Source organism: Chromohalobacter sarecensis (assembly GCF_023061135.1).
Lineage (GTDB): Bacteria > Pseudomonadota > Gammaproteobacteria > Pseudomonadales > Halomonadaceae > Chromohalobacter > Chromohalobacter sarecensis.
In genome coordinates this window covers 238,133-255,714 of record NZ_JAKGAN010000004.1, presented here as the reverse complement: position 1 = coordinate 255,714, position 17,582 = coordinate 238,133, and the positions used below count along the sequence as shown (strand labels likewise).

Genomic DNA, 17,582 nt, shown 5'->3' with positions numbered 1-17,582 from the left:
TTCACGTTGCCTGCGTGTGGCGAGTCCCTACGATTCTAGGGGATTTAGCAGCGCCTGTCAGGATGGCGAACGATAAAGTTAGTAAGTTAACACCATCTCGAATACCACGATCACGACTCACCAGGCTTAGTATGTAAGTCATCACTTACGTCGAGAGCATTATGCGGAAAAGCTTATTTCAATAAAGACTGATCCTACGGGAGAACTTCTCCCCTTCTTGAGGATCGACGAAAGTCTAAGTTACTCAGGAACATACCGAGCCGAGCCGACGCATGCCCTGTTCGCCGGACGTTTTGACGGTATCCTATGCGCCACGCAAGCCCCCGAGCCACCGCAATGGGTGCGCACCACGCCAGAATACGGAAGGTCAGGCCATGTCCATCGCTCAGACACCTCCCAATGTCCTCACCATCGCCGGCTCCGACCCTTCGGGTGGCGCCGGGTTACAGGGGGATATCAAGACATTTTCAGCGTTGGGCACCTACGCCACCAACGTCATCACGGCGGTGATCGCCCAGAACACGCAAGGCGTACGTGCCGTACACCCGATCCCCGCCGAGATGATCGCCGAGCAACTCGACAATCTCCTCAGCGATGTACGCATCGACGCGGTCAAGATCGGCATGGTAGCAAGCATGGACGTCGCCACGACGATTCGCGACGCCCTGGCCCGCTACCGGCCACGCTGGATCGTGCTCGACCCGGTAATGGTCGCCAAGAGCGGCGACATCCTGGTCGACCGTGCCGGCATTCGCGCCGTGCGTGACGTTCTGGTCCCCCTGGCAGACGTGATCACGCCCAACCTGCCGGAAGCAGCGGTGCTGCTGGACACCGAGACACCCCGCACCACTGAGGCAATGGCTTCCCTGCTGCCCGAACTGGCGCACCTCGGCGCCCCGTATGTGGTGCTCAAAGGTGGGCATCTCAGCGGTGACGCCTGCCCAGATCTGCTTGCCACTCCACAGGGGGTGGAATGGCTCGAGGCACCGCGCATCGCCACCCAGAACCTGCATGGCACCGGTTGTGCGCTGTCTTCGGCGGTGACTGCCTATCTGGCCCGCCTGCCGGCCGAGGCCAGTGCCCACACCGATATTCACGCGGCGATCGGCGACGCCAAACGCTGGCTGCATACGGCGCTAGACGCCAGCGTACATCTCGATGTCGGCCAGGGGCGCGGGCCGGTGCATCATTTTCACGCCTGGTGGTGAAAGGGGCATAGACTCGTACTTGCAGAGAGCGCCGGAGGCTACCATGCTTTGCTTCACTGCAATGCCCCCCATGGCGTTGCGGTGATCACCACCCGGCTCGACGTCAGTGCGGTGTCGCCTGCATTCGCACGCCGCCTTCTCGCAGGAGGGACGTATCATGCCTCAGACCTTGCTACTGGCTTGTGACCTGTCCGCCGAAAACCGCGCCGCTTTCGCACGTGCGGTGAAACTCGCCCATGCCCAGGGCTGCCGCTTGGATATCCTCCACGTCCTCGATCCCTATCTGCCACATCAGGCGCTACGCGATCTAGAGACCGGGGTCGTCCACGAGCTCGAACGCCAGTTGACCGACATTCGCGAAGATTACGCGCTTACCGCACCCGAGACCCTAATACAGACGGTCACCGGGGCGCCTTATGCCGAGATCATCCGCGAAGCGCATGACCGCGATGCCACCATGATCGTACTCGGCACCCACCGTAAACGCGGTCAACACGCGCTGGTCGGTGGCACCACCCTGGCCCGGGTGCTGAGCCGCGCGCCGTGCCCGGTGCTCACCGTGAGCCACAGCCCCGAGCAGGCGTGGCAAGACGTGCTGGTGCCGGTAGATTTCTCGCTGGCTAGTCGTCATACCCTGCGTGACGTCCTGACCCACTTTCCACAAGCACGCCTGACGCTACTGCATGCCTGGCACTTACCCGGCGACGATGAAATGGGCTCCGACAGCGGCTATGCCCGCTGGCGCGAGCGCGAACTCGCCGCGCGGCGTATCCGCCTGGAAGCGGAAATCGACAAGCTCATGGAAGAAGTGGGCGACGTGCCTGAACTCGAGCTGGTCCTCGAGCAAGGCGAACCCGGCGAAGTGCTGATGGATTACCTGCGCCGCCAGCCGCCCGATCTGCTGGCACTCGGGCATCAGGATCTGGCGCTTTTCGGCCGTCATCAACCGGCGCCGTTGATCGAACGACTGCTTGCCGAAGTGCACGTGGACATGATGGTATGCCGGGCTTGGTAGCCACTCGCGTCCACAAGGATTCTGATAATGCGAGCCGTCATTCAACGTGTCCGTCATGCCAGTGTCGATGTCGACGACCGCACCACGGGCGCCATCGAGCAAGGCATGATGGCCTTGATCGGCGTGGCGCCCGAGGATACCCAAGCCCACGCCGACAAGATGCTGCATAAACTGCTCAAACTGCGCATATTCGGCGACGAGGCAGGCAAGATGAACCTCAACCTTCAGCAGGTGGAAGGCGGCTTGTTGCTGGTGCCGCAGTTCACCCTCATGGCCAATACCACCAAGGGCCTGCGCCCGGGCTTCGATGGCGCCGCGACACCCGCCCACGGCGAGGCAATGTTCGATTACCTGGTGGCCCAAGCGCAGCAGGCTTGGTCGCGCGTCGCCAGCGGCGAATTCAGCGCCGACATGCAGGTTTCGCTACTCAACGACGGCCCCGTGACGTTTATCGTCGAGACATGAAGCCTAGCGACACGCTCATGCATCCGCAGCAAACGCCTGTTTTCAGTATCAGGCGTCGTCCGCCAATGCCGCTTCGCGCTCCTCGATCGCTTCCTCGGCCTCCAGCCAGCGCTGTTCGAGCTTTTCGAGACGGCTCTGCGTATCGCCCTGGCGCCCCAGCAAGTCGGTCAGCTCGTCCTTGCGCGCGCTATCCTGATACAGGCCTTCATCGGCCAGCGCGGCCTCCAGGCTCTCCAGTTCCGCCTGGGCCTTGCTCATGTCACGCTCGATCTTGTCGCGCTCGCGCTTGAGCGGCCGCAACTTCTCACGCAGCTCGGCGGCGGCACGGCGCGAAGCCTTGCGGTCACCCTTGGGGGCTTCCGCAGTGACCTGGCGCTCGGCCTTTTCCTGACGCGCATCGCGCCGCTCGCCTTCGAGGCGCGCCTTGAGCCAGGCACGATAGTCGTCCAGATCGCCGTCAAAGGTAGTGACGCTGCCATCCACTACATGCCAGAACTCATCGACGCTGGCGCGCAGCAGGTGGCGATCGTGGGAGACGATGATCACCGCCCCCTCGAACCCGGCCAAGGCCTGCGTCAGGGATTCGCGCATTTCCAGGTCGAGGTGGTTGGTGGGCTCGTCGAGCAACAACAGATTGGGCTTTTGCCAAGCGATCAACGACAGCGCCAGACGCGCCTTCTCGCCCCCGGAGAAGTTCCCCACGCTAGCGAAGACGTCATTGCCGTGAAACCCGAAGCCCCCCAGGAAGTTGCGAATATCCTGTTCGCTGGCCGTGGGCGACAACCGCTGGATGTGCACGAACGGCGTGGAGCTCATGTCGAGATGCTCGAGTTGATGCTGGGCGAAGTAGCCGATCGCCAGGTTATCGCCAGGCACGCGCTTGCCGGCCAGCAACGTTTGCTGCGCCGTCAGCGCCTTGATCAGCGTCGACTTGCCCGCCCCGTTGGCGCCCAGCAGCCCGATCCGCTGTCCCGGCAGGATGCTCACGCTGACGTGCTCGAGTAATGGCGTTTGCCCATATCCCAATGTGGCGTCATCGAGCACCAGCAGCGGCGAGGAGGTCTTGTCGGCACTCGGCAGGGTGAAGTGAAACGGCGAATCGGCATGCGCGACGGCAATGGTTTCCATGCGCTCGAGCATCTTCAGGCGACTCTGCGCCTGACGCGCTTTATTGGCCTGGGCGCGAAAGCGCGCCACGAAACGCTCGATTTCCTCGCGCCGGGCCTGCTGCTTGGCCGCCTCGGCCTGGGCGCGCGCCTGACGCTCGGCCCGCGTCCGCTCGAACGTCGAATAGTTGCCGCGATAAAGCATCAACTGGCGTTGCTCGAAGTGCACGATGTGATCGCACACCGCATCCAGGAAGTCGCGGTCGTGGGAAATCAGCAACAGCGTGCCGGGATAGCGCGTCAGCCACTGTTCGAGCCATAGCAAAGCGTCGAGATCGAGGTGGTTGGTCGGCTCGTCGAGCAGCATCAGATCGGAGGGCATGAACAACGTTTGCGCCAGGCTGACGCGCATCCGCCAACCCCCCGAGAAGTCCGACAGCGGGCGATACAGGTCATCCTGCGTGAAGCCCAGCCCGACCAGCATTTGCTCGGCCCGCGGGCGGGCGGTATAGCCTTCGAGCGCTTCGATTTCGCCATGCAACTCGGCCTCGCGGTGGGCCGCACCACTCGCCTGGGCCTCAGCCAGGGCATGCTCCGTGGCGCGCAGCTCGGTGTGGCCATCGAGGACATGCTCGACCAGCGCCCGGTCGAGCGCCTCCACCTCCTGCGCCATATGCGCAATGCGCTGCCCGCCAGACAGCTCCACCGTGCCATGCTCCGGGGTCAGTTCTCCCAGCAACAGCTTGAACAGGCTCGACTTGCCCGAGCCGTTGGCGCCCACGATACCCGCCTTGGTGGCATCGTGTAGCGTGAGGTCGGCGTTCTCGATCAGCGGCTGGATCCCGCGTTGCAGCGCGAGTTGGCGAAATGCGATCATGCCCGCTCCGGTGGTGATTCGGTGAGTTCCGCCGCCATGCCTGCCAGGACGGCTGGAGTTTACCCATGCATTCTACCCAATTGTGCGATGTCCTGCGGAGCCCACCGCTTTGGGATTATGCCTTGGCGTTGTACCAGCGCCCCGGGGTCGCCGACGCCTGCTTGCAGCTACAGGATACGGCAGGGGCGGATGTCTGCGAATTGTTGTGGCGCTGCTGGCTCGACCATCACGCCCTCGTGCCCACCGAGAAGGCACACGACGCGCTGGCTGAAATCCGTGTCTGGCAAGCCGAGGTCACGCAGCCGATCCGTCATCTACGTCGCATGCTCAAACCGCGTGCGCAACATGAACACGACGTGGCGACGCTGCGCGATCATCTCAAGGAAGCCGAGCTACTCGCCGAACGCGAAACACTGCGCCAGCTTCAGGCCATCAGCGAGACATCGCATGCCATACGCAAGCCTCGGACGGACGACGCCAACCTGACAATGCAACTGACACGCTGCCTGAACATGCACGGGCCAGCGCAGGAAGCCGCATTGACAACGCTGACCACCCAGCACGCGACGCACCATCCGTAATACGTGATCTCTTCGCAGCCATCCCAGCGCCCGGAGAAATGTATATCACGCATATGCGGATACGCCATTGACGAGTGGCACTCATCCCGCAAACTCTGTAGGTTTTATAGAAGCCAGTCCGATTGATCGCGACACCTTCACGACGCGGTACGGACGTCGAGATCCATGCCATTCGTGCGACGAATCGGCCATCACAAAAAGGACTCTACGACATGACACCTTCAAAGCCTGGCAATAGCGATGAAAACGCTGAATCACGCAGTGCTTTGCTTCGTGTACTGGGAACTATCGATCATGGCCTGGGCATCATCGAGCGCGTGATCATCGCGGGGGGCATACTCGCCATGGCCTTGTTGATGAGCGGTCATGTCGTCGGCAATCTGCTCTTCAACCAAGGCATCCCCGGGACCTACGAAGTGACCGAGATGCTCATCGTGGTCATCACCTTCGTCGGTGTCGGCTATGCAGCCCGCAACGCCCGCCATATCAGCATGTCGGCGATCTATGACCAGCTCAGCGGCCGCTGGCGCAAGGCGCTCCTCATCCTGATTTGTCTAGGCACCGCCGTATTGATGTTCTATTTCGCCGACAAGTCCATCGACTATGTCCTGGCCATTTACGATCGCGGTCGCAGCAGTGCTTCGCTGAACATTCCTCTCTGGATCGTCTATCTCGCCCTCCCCGTCGGCTTCATCCTCGCCGGCGTGCAATACCTGCTCACCGCCGTGCGCAACCTGGTCAGTGACGATATCTACCGTGCCTTCAACGAAAAGGAGGAATACGACGAAGTGCCCCCGGAAGCGGCAGAAGGCAATGGCCATGATACACGTCGCGATGCCTAAACTGCCTCTCCGCAACACGACCGCCATCAACGCGAGGACGTAAAATAATGCTAACTTGGCTAGCCGTGATCATGCTGGTGCTGCTGCTACTCGGATTCCCGATGATGGTTCCCCTGGCGGCGGGCACGCTTTTCATGATGTTCACGGACATGACGTTTTTCGGGCCCGACCAGGCCGTAAGCTGGATGATCAATGGCATCGGCAGTTGGGTACTGGCCGCCGTGCCCATGTTCATCTTCGCCGCCGACATCCTGACCAAAGGCCATACCGCCAACCGCCTGCTCGATGTCGTCGATGTCTTCACCCGCCATGTCCGTGGGGGGTTGCCGATCACCACCGCCGCCTCGTGCGCCTTGTTCGGGGCCGTCTCGGGCTCGACGCAGGCCACCGTGGTCGCCATGGGCGGGCCGATGCGTCCGCGTCTCTTGGCGCGGGGCTACCCTGACAGTTTCGCTCTGGCCCTGATCATCAACGCCAGCGATATCGCGCTGCTGATTCCGCCCAGCATCGGTTTCATCGTCTATGGCGTGGTCATGAAAACCTCGATCGGCGACTTGTTCCTCGCCGGCATTCTCCCCGGCATTCTGATCCTGGCCATGTTTGCCGTGTACTGCTATATCGGCGCGCGCCTGAAAGGCATCGAGCCCGAGCCACGCGCCACCTGGGCGGAACGCTTCAAGGCGGTTCGCCGAGTCATTCTGCCGATGGGGTTCCCGGTGCTGGTGGTCGGCGGTATCTACGGCGGCTTCTTCAGCGCCGTCGAGGCCTCGGCGGTCGCGGTGGCCTATGCCTTTATTCTCGAAGTGGTGATCTACCGTCAGGTATCGATCCGCGATCTCGGCAGTCTGGCGCTTTCCACCGGCATGATCACCGCCGTGGTCTTCATTCTAGTCGCCATCGGCGCGGCATTTTCGCAGACTCTGGGCACCGCAGGCGTGCCGGAGCAGATCCTCGGCCCCGTCATCGAAGGTATCGGTGACAACCAGTTCCTGGCATTGCTGTTGATCGCTGCGGCCTTCTTCGTAGGCTGCATGTTCGTCGACCCCATCGTGGTCATTCTGATTCTGGTGCCGATCTTCAAGCCACTGGTCGAATCCACCGGATTGGACCCGGTGCATGTCGGCGTGATCGTCACCCTGCAGGCGGCCATCGGCTCGGCCACGCCACCGTTCGGCTGCGATATCTTCACCGCCATCGCGGTATTCCGCCGGCCTTATATGGAAGTGATTCGCGGCACGCCCCCGTTCATCGCCATACTGGTATTGGCCACGATCATCTTGATCACGTTCCCGCAGATATCGCTGCTGCTACCTTCGCTCGGCGGCGACTGAGCGCAGCCGTGCCGACCCTCGTCGGGTCGGCACGGCGTGGAGGAGCATCCTACCTCACCACCCTCCGCCAGACATATAAAAACCCCGGAAGCTCAACGCTTCCGGGGTTTTGCATGGCGGTATCGCAGTACTTTAGATACTGACCGTCAGGCTTACTCCGCCTTGTCATCCGACTGATCGACATGATCCAGCACGATGTCCAGCGCTTTCTGACCACGTTCGCCGACCATATCGACGTAGGTCTGACGCACCGGCTCGGCCAGCTTACGGAAGGCATCACGCTCGGCCTCATCCAAGTGGACGATGTTGATATCGCTTTTTTCCTTGATGGTATCGAGACGTTCGGAGTTGAACTGGGTCTGGATGTCGTGACCCTTCTGAACCATCTCGTCGAGCGTGGACTCGAGCATCTCGCGCTGATCGTCGGACAGGTCGTCGTACCACTCCTCGTTACCGATGAAGTTGGCGATGAACTGCGACTGATCGGCAAAGATCATGTAGTCCTGCACTTCATAGAAGCCCATGTTCTCATGGGCGAAGACCGGCTGGATATTACCCTCTGCCTGGCCTTGCTGCAGGGCACTGTAGAGCTCGCCGTAAGCAATGGTGATGGGCGAGGCGCCATAGGCCTCATAGGTCGAACGTAGCAGGCTGTTATCCATGACCCGGATCTGGAGGTTGTCCATATCCTCCGGCGTGCGGACCTCCTTGTTGGTCGTCCAGACCTGATACCCTTCAGGCAAGGCCGCCAGCGGCACCAGCCCACGTTCGCGGAACGAGTCCTGCCACGCATCACTCTTGAGGAAGTCGTCAGAGTTGAGAATCTCGGCCGTCTCGAGTTGATCATTGGGCATGACGAAGTTGAGACTCATCAACTGACTTTCCGGGACGGTACCGCCCAAGAAGCCTGAGCCGAAGCCGAGCGGGATAGCGCCACTCTGGATGGCGTCATACAACGCCGAATAGCTCGACCCCCAGGAACCATACGGCAGCAACTCGACCGTGATGTCGCCGTCGCTTTTTTCCTCGATCAACTTCTTGAACTCTTCCGCATAGCCGTACTGCACGCTACCTTCGGTCTCCTCGAGACCGAAACGCCAGGTATCGGCGGACGCCGTGGAAGCGACACCGACCAAGCCCAACGCCGTGATACTCAGAACGATATTGCGCAGTTGCATAGAGTTCCCTCTTTTTTATCAATGTAGATTCAGAGAAGAGCAAAGTCGCAGCAATGTCAAGCAGCACCCCCGTGCAGGTGCGCAATGGCGCGCGTGCTGGTACAGTCACGACGCGGTGTTTGTTTATCTTGTTAAGGAGTTTTCATGAAACGTTTGATGACGGCTGTGGCGTTCGGCGGCCTCGTAGCGACGCCGCTGCTGGCCATGGCCGCCCCGCAAAGCGACGAAGCCAAGCTCAGCTACAGCATTGGTGCGACCCTCGGCCAGAGCATTAAGCAGGACATCTCGGATCTCGATACCGACGCCTTCACCCAAGCGGTCAAGGACGTTTACGCCGGCGATGACTTGCAGATGAGCGATGACGAGATCGCCACCACGCTCTCTGACTTCCAGAAGCAGAAAGCGGCTCAGCAGCAGAAGGAAAAGGCGCAATCAGCCGAAAAGAACCGTAAGGCCAGCGAGGCGTTCCTTGAAGAGAATGCCAAGAAAGACGGTGTGAAAGTCACCGACTCAGGGCTGCAATACAAGGTGCTCGAATCCGGCGACGGTGAAACACCCAGCGCCGACGATACCGTGAAGGTCAACTACGAGGGCAAGCTGCCTGACGGTACCGTGTTCGATAGCTCCTACGAGCGCGGCGAACCCATCACCTTCCAGGTCGGCCAGGTCATCGAGGGTTGGCAGGAAGCACTGCAGAAGATGCAGGTCGGCGATACCTGGATGCTTTACGTACCCGCCGATCTCGCCTACGGCCAGGGCGGCACCGGTGGTCCGATCGGCCCCAACCAGGCACTCACCTTCAAGATCGAGTTATTGGGTATCGAAGCCGACGACCAAGAGGCGTCAGCCGACGAGTAAGCGCGTGTCACGCTAGGCGCCCAATAAGGCGTCTAGCCTCTCCCTCCGTATGACCTTCGCCTGTCCCGTAGAGCCTTCTTTCCAGACGCCCATATTGGCGTTTTCCACACCCCCAGATTAACCACTGCCTGTGGATAGTTTTGTGGAGCGTCTGTGGCTTGACGGTGAAAACTGGCTTTCCTGAGCCCGTAGCGACCTTGCATGACGCTCGCGCGCAGTCAAGCAAGACACGCCGACATATCAAAATAAAATGACAAGCTATTGTTTTAATTAAGTTTATAAAAAAATTCGCCACCTAGAAGCGCGCACAGAGTAAGCGTTGGCTTACCCACAAGTCGCATGGTAAGGGCGATTGTCATAATGTGGACAAATGTCGCCTCGTGTGCCGTACCTAGCGGTGAATATCGAAATCGTACCAGCTCCCCTCGTGCCCCTCGGGGGTTTCGAGAATCACCTGCGCCCGCCACGGCATGATCGTTTCCGTGCATGGACGAAGTTCGCCCACACCTTGGAAATGGCCATCACCGACCGCCTCCAACTCGACCCGAGTAAGGCCCATATTCATGTCGCGTCCGACGAACTCAACCACCGCCGACTCCACGTCGAGACCGGATGTCTGCACATCCAGCGTCAACGGCTCGTACGAGGCAAAGTCACCGTGCATCTCGAAACGCAGCGTCCCGCTCAAACCGATATCGGTACGGCACGCCCCCGCGCGCAGATCGCAATGCATCCGTGGGGGGTACCAGGTGACATCCTCCCGCGAATCGCGCAGGTAGTAATCGGCGAGGTAACCCGCCGCCACCAGCACCGTCACCAGCGTTACTAGCGTCAGTAGATTGAGCAGCGGCGATCTTACCGGGTCTTCATCATGGTGTTGCATATCGTTAGGTCGAATCCCATCACCCAGGGGCATCGCGCTAAGCTTACCAGTTCGTGTGCCGGCGAGCTTGGCTGCAGTCAGTATCCGGTGCCCATGAAGTTGCGCAAGCGGAGGCACAATGAGCAGTGTCACTGGGGCCCTGGGCCCTCTGTTTTTGCTGATTCTACTCGGCGCCCTGCTGGGTTGGCAGCGTTTTCCCGGAGGGGATTTCTGGCCCGCGATGGAACGGCTGATCTACTTTTTGCTGTTCCCTGCGATGCTGATCTCGACCCTGGCCACGGCGGATGTCGCGCAGGTGCCGGTCATTCGCCTGGCCGTGGTACTGATGGGCACCATGACGCTATTCGCGCTGGGCCTCTGGTGTGCGCGTCATCGCCTGGCGCTGGCGCCGCCGGCGTTCACCTCGGTGCTGCAAGGCACGCTGCGCTTCAATACCTACGTGGGGGTCGCCGGTGCCGCCGCGCTGCATAGCCAAGCCGGAGCGACGGTGGCGGCGGTCGCCGTGGCACTGATGGTGCCGCTGGCCAACGTGCTCTGCGTGAGCAGTTTCATCGCCGCCGGCACCTTGGGCCCTTCCAGCCTGGGCCGCAGCCTCGCCGCCCTGTTGCGTAATCCATTGATCCTGGCCTGCGCCATCGGCATCGCCCTCAATGTCACCGACATCGGTCTACCGGGCTGGCTGGGCAGTGGCGTCGAGCTCGTCGGCCGTGCCGCCCTGCCGCTAGGGCTGATCGCCGTGGGCGTGGCGCTACGCCCACACGCCCTTATCGGCAGCGGGCGCGCATTCTGGTACTCGGCCACGCTCAAGCTCGTCGCCACGCCCGTTGTAGTGCTGGCGCTGGCCGGGCTCACCGGGCTCGACCCAGTCAGTCGCGACATCGCGCTGCTGTTCGCCGCCCTGCCCACCGCCACCTCGGCCTATATTCTCGCTCGCCAGCTAGGCGGCGACGCCGAGCTGATGGCGGCACTGATCACCGGCCAGACGCTGCTGGCCATGGTGACGCTACCGGCATGGATGGCGCTGGCGAGCTAAGCCTTCCGATGCACACTAATTGAAAAATATTCTCGTTACGCTTGACGACTCAAATGAGAATGGTTTACCTTAACAACCGTGGCGCCGCCAAGCGCCACTGACCTAAGCAGCGAATGTCAGGTTCCTGCCCATGGTTATCTCCTCATCAAGCTAGTCACGGTCTTTAAGCCGCCCACCCGGGCGGCTTTTTTTATGCCGCGCATCCGGCCAAGCCGCCAAGAAATCCCGAGAGGCGGCACTCTGCCAGCGCCTTACTCACCGTGTCGTGATTCAGATCAGCCACAATTGAAAAAACCGCTGCAAGCAGCGGTTTTCGAAGGAATCAGCGTTCTATGGAAGCGCTGCGTGCAGCTTGCACTCAGCCATCCTCACGGGCATAGATCAGGTCCCAGACCCCATGGCCGAGCTTTTCGCCGCGGCTTTCGAACTTGGTCAGCGGGCGGAATTCCGGGCGCGACACGTAGGGCGCGCTTTCGGCCGATGCCGTATTGCGATAACCCGGCGCCGCCTCCATGACCTCGACCATGTGCTCGGCGTAGGCTTCCCAGTCGGTCGCCATGTGCAGATACCCGCCAGGCGCCAGACGCGTACGCACCTGTTCGACGAAGGCCGGCTGCACGATGCGCCGCTTGTGGTGCTTTTTCTTCGGCCAGGGGTCGGGGAAGAATAGCTGCAGCCCCGTCAAACCGGCTTCGGGGAGGCACTTATCGAGTACTTCCAGGGCATCCTCGCGGTATACGCGCAGGTTGGTCAGGCCGCGTTTATCGGCCTCGTCGAGCAACTTGCCGACACCCGGCGCGTGCACCTCGATGCCGATGAAGTCGGTCTCGGGGTGCGTGCTCGCCTGCTCGATCAGCGATTGGCCCATGCCAAAGCCGATTTCCACGACGCAAGGAGCGCGGCGACCAAACAGCACCTCCAGCGACTGACGGCCATCGGCCACGCTCAGCCCCAGACGCGGCCAGACCTCCTCGAGCCCCCGCGACTGGGCAACGGTCATGCGCCCGGCGCGCAGCACGTAGCTCTTGATGCCGCGCGGTGGGCGTGTGGATGACGCCGAGCCCGCCTCAGGGGCGTTCTCGGGGGAAGACGATGGTGAATCACTCATGGGCAAGTCTGCGTTGTCTATCGGGTAGCGAAGCAGGCCGCGCGGGCCGCTAAAGGGTTCAGGCATTGATGCGTCCGGCGAACGGCGACGACGGGCTCGCCGATGCCCGGCGTGGCATGCGTTCGGCAAGATACGCCTCGCGCCCTGCCTCCACCGCCAGCTTCATGGCATGCGCCATGCGTACCGGTTGCCGGGCATTGGCAATGGCCGAGTTGATCAGCACGCCAGCGCAGCCCATCTCCATGGCCAGCGCGGCATCCGAGGGCGTGCCGATGCCAGCATCGACGAGAATCGGCACCTCGGCATGCTCGAGGATGATCTCAAGCGTTGCCGGGTTGAGCAGGCCATGGCCCGAGCCGATCAATGAGCCCAGCGGCATCACCGCGCAACAGCCGATGCGCTCAAGTTCCTTGGCGACGATGGGGTCGTCGCTGGTGTAGACCATGACATCGAAGCCGTCGTTGACCAGCGTCTCGGCGGCCTTGAGGGTCTCGACCACATTGGGGTAGAGCGTGCCGTCGTCACCCAGCACCTCGAGCTTGACCAGGTTATGGCCATCGAGCAGCTCGCGGGCCAGCTTGCAGGTCCGTACCGCGTCCTTGGCGGTATAACAGCCCGCCGTGTTGGGCAGAATCGTATAACGGCTCGTCGGCAAGGCGTCGAGCAGATTGGGCTCATCGGGATTCTGGCCTAGATTGGTGCGACGCACCGCTACGGTGACGAGCTCGGTACCGCTCGCCTCGACGGCGGCGGCGGTCTCGTCGAAGTCACGGTACTTGCCGGTGCCCACCAGCAGGCGTGACGAGAAGACGCGACCGGCGACGGTCAATGGAATGTCCTGGCGCTGATCAGCGGACATGACGAACCTCCTGGCGTAAAGGGAGCCACCGACACGCCCGAGCCACTAAGCGGCTCCACGCGTCGGTAGGCGAGTAACATCAGCCGCCGCCGATGGCATGCACGATTTCCACACGATCGCCCGGGGACAGACGCGTCTCGGCATGCTGGCTGCGCGGCACGATTTCCTCGTTGACTTCGACGGCGATGCGGCGCCCGGTCAATGCGAGCTGATCGATCAACTCGCTGATCGTCAGCGGGGACGCGAGCTCGCGCTGATCGCCGTTAAGCTGAATGTGCATGGCGGCCTCTCACGTTAGGTGGGGAGAGGCCGCCATTATAACGCCAAATGCCGTGATCAAGAATCCTTGGCCGGCCATACGTCGTCATCCACCTGCTCGGGGCGCTTGAGGATCTTGGGATCGAAGCGCGGCTCCTTGATGCCTTCGCGCCGCTGGCGCTCGTAGTCCTTGAGAACGCGCATGGCGATCGGCGCCAGGATCAGGATCGCGATCAGGTTGGTGGTCGCCATCAGTCCCATGGAAAGATCGGCGAAGTCCCACACGAAGGTCAACTGCGATACCGAGCCGATCATCACCATGGCCAGCACGGCAAGACGCAGTACCTGTACCGCCGCCTTGGCATGGCGCTTGAACATGTACTCGATATTGACCGTGGCGAACGAGAAGTTGGCGATGATCGAAGTGAAGGCGAACAGCAGAATCGCCACGGCGATGAAGATCTCGCCGAAGCCACCGAAGTGATCCGCCATGGCATCCTGAGTGAGCTGGATGCCGACGATATCCTGACCCGGCGAATTGGCCATCAGCGTCTCGTAGACGCCAGAAAGCAGGATCACCACCGCGGTGCAGCTGCAGATGACCAGGGTATCGACGAATACGCCGAACGACTGCACCAGGCCCTGCGCAGCAGGATGCTTGACGTTGGCCTGGGCCGCCGCGTTGGGCGCCGAGCCCATACCCGCCTCGTTGGAAAACAGACCACGCTTGATACCGTTCTCCATCGCCGTCTTGATGGCATAGCCGGCCGCACCGCCCACCGCCGGGCCATAGCCGAAGGCGCTCTTGACGATCAGCGCCAGCATCTCAGGCACTGCGGTGATATTGAGCGCCAGCACCACCAGCGCCACCAGCAGGTAGGCGATGGCCATGACCGGCACGATCTTCTCCGCCGTGCGCGCGATGGACTTGAGCCCGCCATAGATAACCACGGCCACGACACCGACCAGAATCAACCCGGTAACCCAGTTGGGCATACCGAAGGCCTGGTTCATGCCCTGGGCGATGGTATTCGCTTGGGCACCGTTGAAGGCCAGGCCATAGGCCATCAGCAGGAAGAAGGCGAACAACAGGCTCATCCAGCGCCAGCCCAGCGTGCGCTCGATATAGTAGGCGGGACCGCCACGGTACACGCCGTCCTCATGGCGCTTCTTGTAAACCTGCGCCAGGGTCGACTCGACGAACGCGGTGGCGAACCCGACCAGCGCAGTGATCCACATCCAGAAGATCGCCCCGGGGCCGCCGATCCACAAGGCGATAGCCACGCCGGCCAGATTCCCGGTACCCACGCGCGCCGCCAGCGAGGTGGCGAACGCCTGGAACCCGCTGACGCCCTCGCCCGCGCCACGGCTGTTGAATGTCACACGCGCCATGTGGCCGAACAAACGAAACTGCATGCCACGCGTCAGCACGGTGAATAACACCCCCGCGCCCAACAAGAGATAAACGAGAATATACGACCAGATAAAATCGCTGACGGGGGTCATCACCGCGTAGATAGCATCGTGCAGCGGCGCGACGAGACTGGCGAGAGATTCCATGAATTGACGCTCCATTATGATTCTTGAGATCGGCAAGGCCGCGACGATACGCCATCCCGAGAGGCTTGTCATGGCGTAAGCGACGCCATAGGGTAAGCCTCAGCACGGCGACACCGGGCCCCGGGATGACATTCCGGCACTCGTTCACCGTTTCAGCATAGTCAGTGACACAGGATGAGACATGACCCACCGTGGTGGATGGATACTCGTCGCCTTGAGCGGCTTCGTGGTCGTGGTGGCAGGTGCGTTCGGCACCCACGGCCTGCAGGGCCACATTGCACCGCGCCTGATCGAGGCCTTCGATACCGGCGTGCGTTACCAGGCCTGGCACACCTTGGCCGCCATGGCGGTCCTCATCTGGCGGGGGCAGCAAGCGCTGAAAGGGCAACGGGCGGTGCTCTGGCTATGGGGCCTGGGGATGATCGCGTTTTCCGGCTCGCTGTACCTGCTGGCGCTGACCGGCGCCCATTGGCTGGGGCCCATCACACCCTTCGGCGGGCTATTGCTGATGGCCGGCTGGCTGACACTCGCCTGGTGCGGCTGGCGCCAGCGGCCCACTGATTGAGCCACCGTCAATCATCGTCATGCTCGGGTAGCGCGTAGGTCGCGGTGACGATGGCCACCGGTTCCTCGTCGCCGGCGGGAAATAGCTGCACCTCACCAACCGCCAGGCGCTGCCCCAGCTTGACGATGTGCGCATTGGCGATGAGATCGCGGTCGCCGCGCGCGCGACGCAGGAAATGACAGTTAAGGTCGGTGGTCACCGCCATCGGCTCAGGCCCGACCTGGGCCAGAACCGCCACGTACAGGCAGACATCCGCCAGCCCCATCAGCGTGGGTCCCGAGACACAGCCACCGGGACGTAAGTGCTCATCCTCGATGGCCAGGCTCATGGTCGCGCGCATTTCTCCCACGCCTTCGATGGTGCCCTGTCGGTGCGGAAAGACCTCGTCGAGGAACTCCTCGATGGCGGCGGCGGTCATCACGGTCATGTCGGGTTCTCCTGGCACTGAGGCGCGGCTATCTCTGCGCCCAAGATAGCGCAAGCTACCGCCCTGTCACAGGGAACGGAACAACAAGCGTCATGCTCAGCCCTCCTTGGCCAGACGGAAACCGGAAAACGCCCAACGCGCATGGGGCGGGAAAAAATTGCGATAGGTCGCGCGAATGTGATCGCCCGGCGTGGCACAACAGCCGCCACGCAGGACCATCTGCCCGGACATGAACTTGCCGTTGTACTCGCCCAGGCTACCTGGCAACGTCCTGAATCCGGGATAAGGCCGGTAGGCGCTGCCGGTCCACTCCCAGACATCGCCAAACATCTGTCCCGGTAGGTCCTTGGGCACTGCGGCGGCGACCGGCTGCAGGTGGTCCTGCTCGACGAAATTACCCTGCATGGGTACGTCCCTGGCCACCGTCTCCCACTCGGCTTCGGTGGGCAGACGTGCCCCCACCCATTGGGCATAAGCCTCGGCTTCAAAGAAGCTGACATGACACACCGGCGCACTCAGATCGACCGGCACGAGCCCACTCAGAGTGAAATGGTGCCAGACGCCGTCTCGCTCGACCCAATAAAGCGGCGCGCGCCAGCCCTCGGCCTGGACCGTCGCCCAGCCATCCGAGAGCCAGTAGTCAGGCTTGTCATAGCCCCCTGCCCGTATGAATTCGAGAAACTCACCGTTGGTGACCGGGCGGTCAGCGATCTGGAAGGCCTCAACGAACTGACGATGGCGTCCCATCTCGTTGTCGTACGCAAAGCCCTTCTCGGCTTCGTCATGGCCAATGGAGCGCACACCGGCGGAATAGGCATGCCAGCCAAGCGCTCCCACTTCATGCACGGGGGGCGGCGCCACATCGTCTCGATAGACGGGGCACAGCGGATTCTGGGCCAGGATGTGCTTGATATCCATGAACAGCAGTTCCTGATGCTGTTGCTCGTGCGGCAGCCCCAATTCCAAGCGCCGGAGAATTTCCTCAAGATGTGCCTGCGGCGGGTCGTTGAGCAACGCTTCCATGGCTTGATCGATGTGCGCGCGATAGCGATAGACATCGTCCACGGTGGGGCGCGAAATCATGCCGCGGTCGGGACGCGGAAACGGCGTGCCATGGGTCACGTAGTAGGAATTGAAGAGATGATCGTACGCGGGATCAAGGGTCTGGTAGGCAGGATAAAACGGTTTCAGGACAAAGGCTTCGAAGAACCAGCTGACATGCGCAATATGCCATTTTGGGGGACTGACATCCGGCATGCTCTGTACCATGTAGTCTTCCTTGTACAGCGGTGCACAGATCGTTTCGGTGGCAGCCCGAACACGCTGGTAGCGACGCAACCACTCCTTGGCGTGACATGTATCGGCTGTTTCCTTTATCGCTTCTTTAGCAGCCAGTGACATACAGATTCCCTCCTGAGTACAACTCCA

Annotated in this window: 18 protein-coding genes; 9 read left to right on the top strand and 9 right to left on the bottom strand. The window is 61.6% G+C overall.

From position 1 onward, the window contains the following. The first annotated feature begins 374 nt into the window (after window positions 1–374). The 3 genes from thiD to dtd all read left to right on the top strand — a co-directional run bounded on the left by thiD (window position 375) and on the right by dtd (window position 2,688). Window positions 375–1,208, top strand: coding sequence for a bifunctional hydroxymethylpyrimidine kinase/phosphomethylpyrimidine kinase (gene thiD / locus L1071_RS08690; protein ID WP_246972632.1), 834 nt, complete (start codon window positions 375–377; stop codon window positions 1,206–1,208). A gap of 157 nt (window positions 1,209–1,365) precedes the next feature. After that, on the top strand, window positions 1,366–2,223 hold the full coding sequence (locus L1071_RS08685) for a universal stress protein (RefSeq protein ID WP_246972627.1): 858 nt from the start codon (window positions 1,366–1,368) through the stop codon (window positions 2,221–2,223). A gap of 27 nt (window positions 2,224–2,250) precedes the next feature. After that, window positions 2,251–2,688: a D-aminoacyl-tRNA deacylase gene (gene dtd, locus L1071_RS08680; protein ID WP_246972624.1), complete on the top strand. Its 438-nt coding sequence runs from the start codon at window positions 2,251–2,253 to the stop codon at window positions 2,686–2,688. 48 nt (window positions 2,689–2,736) lie between these two features. Here the strand turns inward: dtd and L1071_RS08675 are convergent, their stop codons facing one another. Continuing rightward, the gene (locus L1071_RS08675) at window positions 2,737–4,671 is read right to left on the bottom strand and encodes an ABC-F family ATP-binding cassette domain-containing protein (protein WP_246972617.1); all 1,935 of its coding nucleotides are present in this window, start codon (window positions 4,669–4,671) and stop codon (window positions 2,737–2,739) included. Between the two features lie 65 nt (window positions 4,672–4,736). Here L1071_RS08675 and L1071_RS08670 point away from each other — a divergent pair, with 65 nt between their 5' ends. The 3 genes from L1071_RS08670 to L1071_RS08660 all read left to right on the top strand — a co-directional run bounded on the left by L1071_RS08670 (window position 4,737) and on the right by L1071_RS08660 (window position 7,425). Next, window positions 4,737–5,252 carry a TIGR02444 family protein gene (locus L1071_RS08670; protein WP_246972607.1) on the top strand — a complete coding sequence of 172 codons (516 nt, stop codon included), beginning with the start codon at window positions 4,737–4,739 and terminating at the stop codon, window positions 5,250–5,252. A 212-nt stretch (window positions 5,253–5,464) separates the two neighbouring features. Continuing rightward, window positions 5,465–6,094 (top strand): TRAP transporter small permease, encoded by a 630-nt coding sequence (locus L1071_RS08665; protein ID WP_246972604.1) that lies wholly within the window; start codon window positions 5,465–5,467, stop codon window positions 6,092–6,094. Between the two features lie 47 nt (window positions 6,095–6,141). Next, window positions 6,142–7,425: a TRAP transporter large permease gene (locus L1071_RS08660; protein ID WP_246972602.1), complete on the top strand. Its 1,284-nt coding sequence runs from the start codon at window positions 6,142–6,144 to the stop codon at window positions 7,423–7,425. A gap of 152 nt (window positions 7,426–7,577) precedes the next feature. Here L1071_RS08660 and dctP read toward each other — a convergent pair whose 3' ends face one another. Then, entirely contained in the window at window positions 7,578–8,603 is a 1,026-nt protein-coding gene (gene dctP / locus L1071_RS08655; protein ID WP_246972599.1) for a TRAP transporter substrate-binding protein DctP, read from the bottom strand. 144 nt (window positions 8,604–8,747) lie between these two features. Here dctP and bamJ point away from each other — a divergent pair, with 144 nt between their 5' ends. Next, window positions 8,748–9,461: a BamJ family beta-barrel-assembly machinery protein gene (bamJ, locus tag L1071_RS08650; RefSeq protein WP_246972588.1), complete on the top strand. Its 714-nt coding sequence runs from the start codon at window positions 8,748–8,750 to the stop codon at window positions 9,459–9,461. 391 nt (window positions 9,462–9,852) lie between these two features. Here bamJ and L1071_RS08645 read toward each other — a convergent pair whose 3' ends face one another. Continuing rightward, a complete protein-coding gene (locus L1071_RS08645; protein ID WP_246972585.1) occupies window positions 9,853–10,344 on the bottom strand; it encodes a hypothetical protein in 492 nt (163 codons plus the stop codon). Between the two features lie 118 nt (window positions 10,345–10,462). Between L1071_RS08645 and L1071_RS08640 the strand changes: the two genes are divergently transcribed. Further along, entirely contained in the window at window positions 10,463–11,377 is a 915-nt protein-coding gene (locus L1071_RS08640; protein ID WP_246972582.1) for an AEC family transporter, read from the top strand. Window positions 11,378–11,735: 358 nt separating this feature from the next. On the opposite strand, the gene trmB is transcribed toward L1071_RS08640, so the two are convergent. The 4 genes from trmB to L1071_RS08620 all read right to left on the bottom strand — a co-directional run bounded on the left by trmB (window position 11,736) and on the right by L1071_RS08620 (window position 15,162). Then, a complete protein-coding gene (gene trmB, locus L1071_RS08635; RefSeq protein WP_246972579.1) occupies window positions 11,736–12,485 on the bottom strand; it encodes a tRNA (guanosine(46)-N7)-methyltransferase TrmB in 750 nt (249 codons plus the stop codon). Between the two features lie 58 nt (window positions 12,486–12,543). Continuing rightward, window positions 12,544–13,344 carry a thiazole synthase gene (locus tag L1071_RS08630; protein WP_246972569.1) on the bottom strand — a complete coding sequence of 267 codons (801 nt, stop codon included), beginning with the start codon at window positions 13,342–13,344 and terminating at the stop codon, window positions 12,544–12,546. Between the two features lie 79 nt (window positions 13,345–13,423). Next, on the bottom strand, window positions 13,424–13,624 hold the full coding sequence (gene thiS, locus L1071_RS08625; RefSeq protein WP_246972566.1) for a sulfur carrier protein ThiS: 201 nt from the start codon (window positions 13,622–13,624) through the stop codon (window positions 13,424–13,426). A 56-nt stretch (window positions 13,625–13,680) separates the two neighbouring features. Beyond that, entirely contained in the window at window positions 13,681–15,162 is a 1,482-nt protein-coding gene (locus tag L1071_RS08620; protein ID WP_246972553.1) for an alanine/glycine:cation symporter family protein, read from the bottom strand. 181 nt (window positions 15,163–15,343) lie between these two features. On the opposite strand from L1071_RS08620, the gene L1071_RS08615 reads away from it, so the two are divergent. Further along, a complete protein-coding gene (locus L1071_RS08615) occupies window positions 15,344–15,727 on the top strand; it encodes a DUF423 domain-containing protein (RefSeq protein WP_246972550.1) in 384 nt (127 codons plus the stop codon). Window positions 15,728–15,734: 7 nt separating this feature from the next. On the opposite strand, the gene L1071_RS08610 is transcribed toward L1071_RS08615, so the two are convergent. Then, window positions 15,735–16,154 (bottom strand): PaaI family thioesterase, encoded by a 420-nt coding sequence (locus tag L1071_RS08610; protein WP_246972547.1) that lies wholly within the window; start codon window positions 16,152–16,154, stop codon window positions 15,735–15,737. 96 nt (window positions 16,155–16,250) lie between these two features. After that, entirely contained in the window at window positions 16,251–17,555 is a 1,305-nt protein-coding gene (gene egtB, locus L1071_RS08605) for an ergothioneine biosynthesis protein EgtB (protein WP_246972544.1), read from the bottom strand. Window positions 17,556–17,582 lie beyond the last annotated feature (27 nt).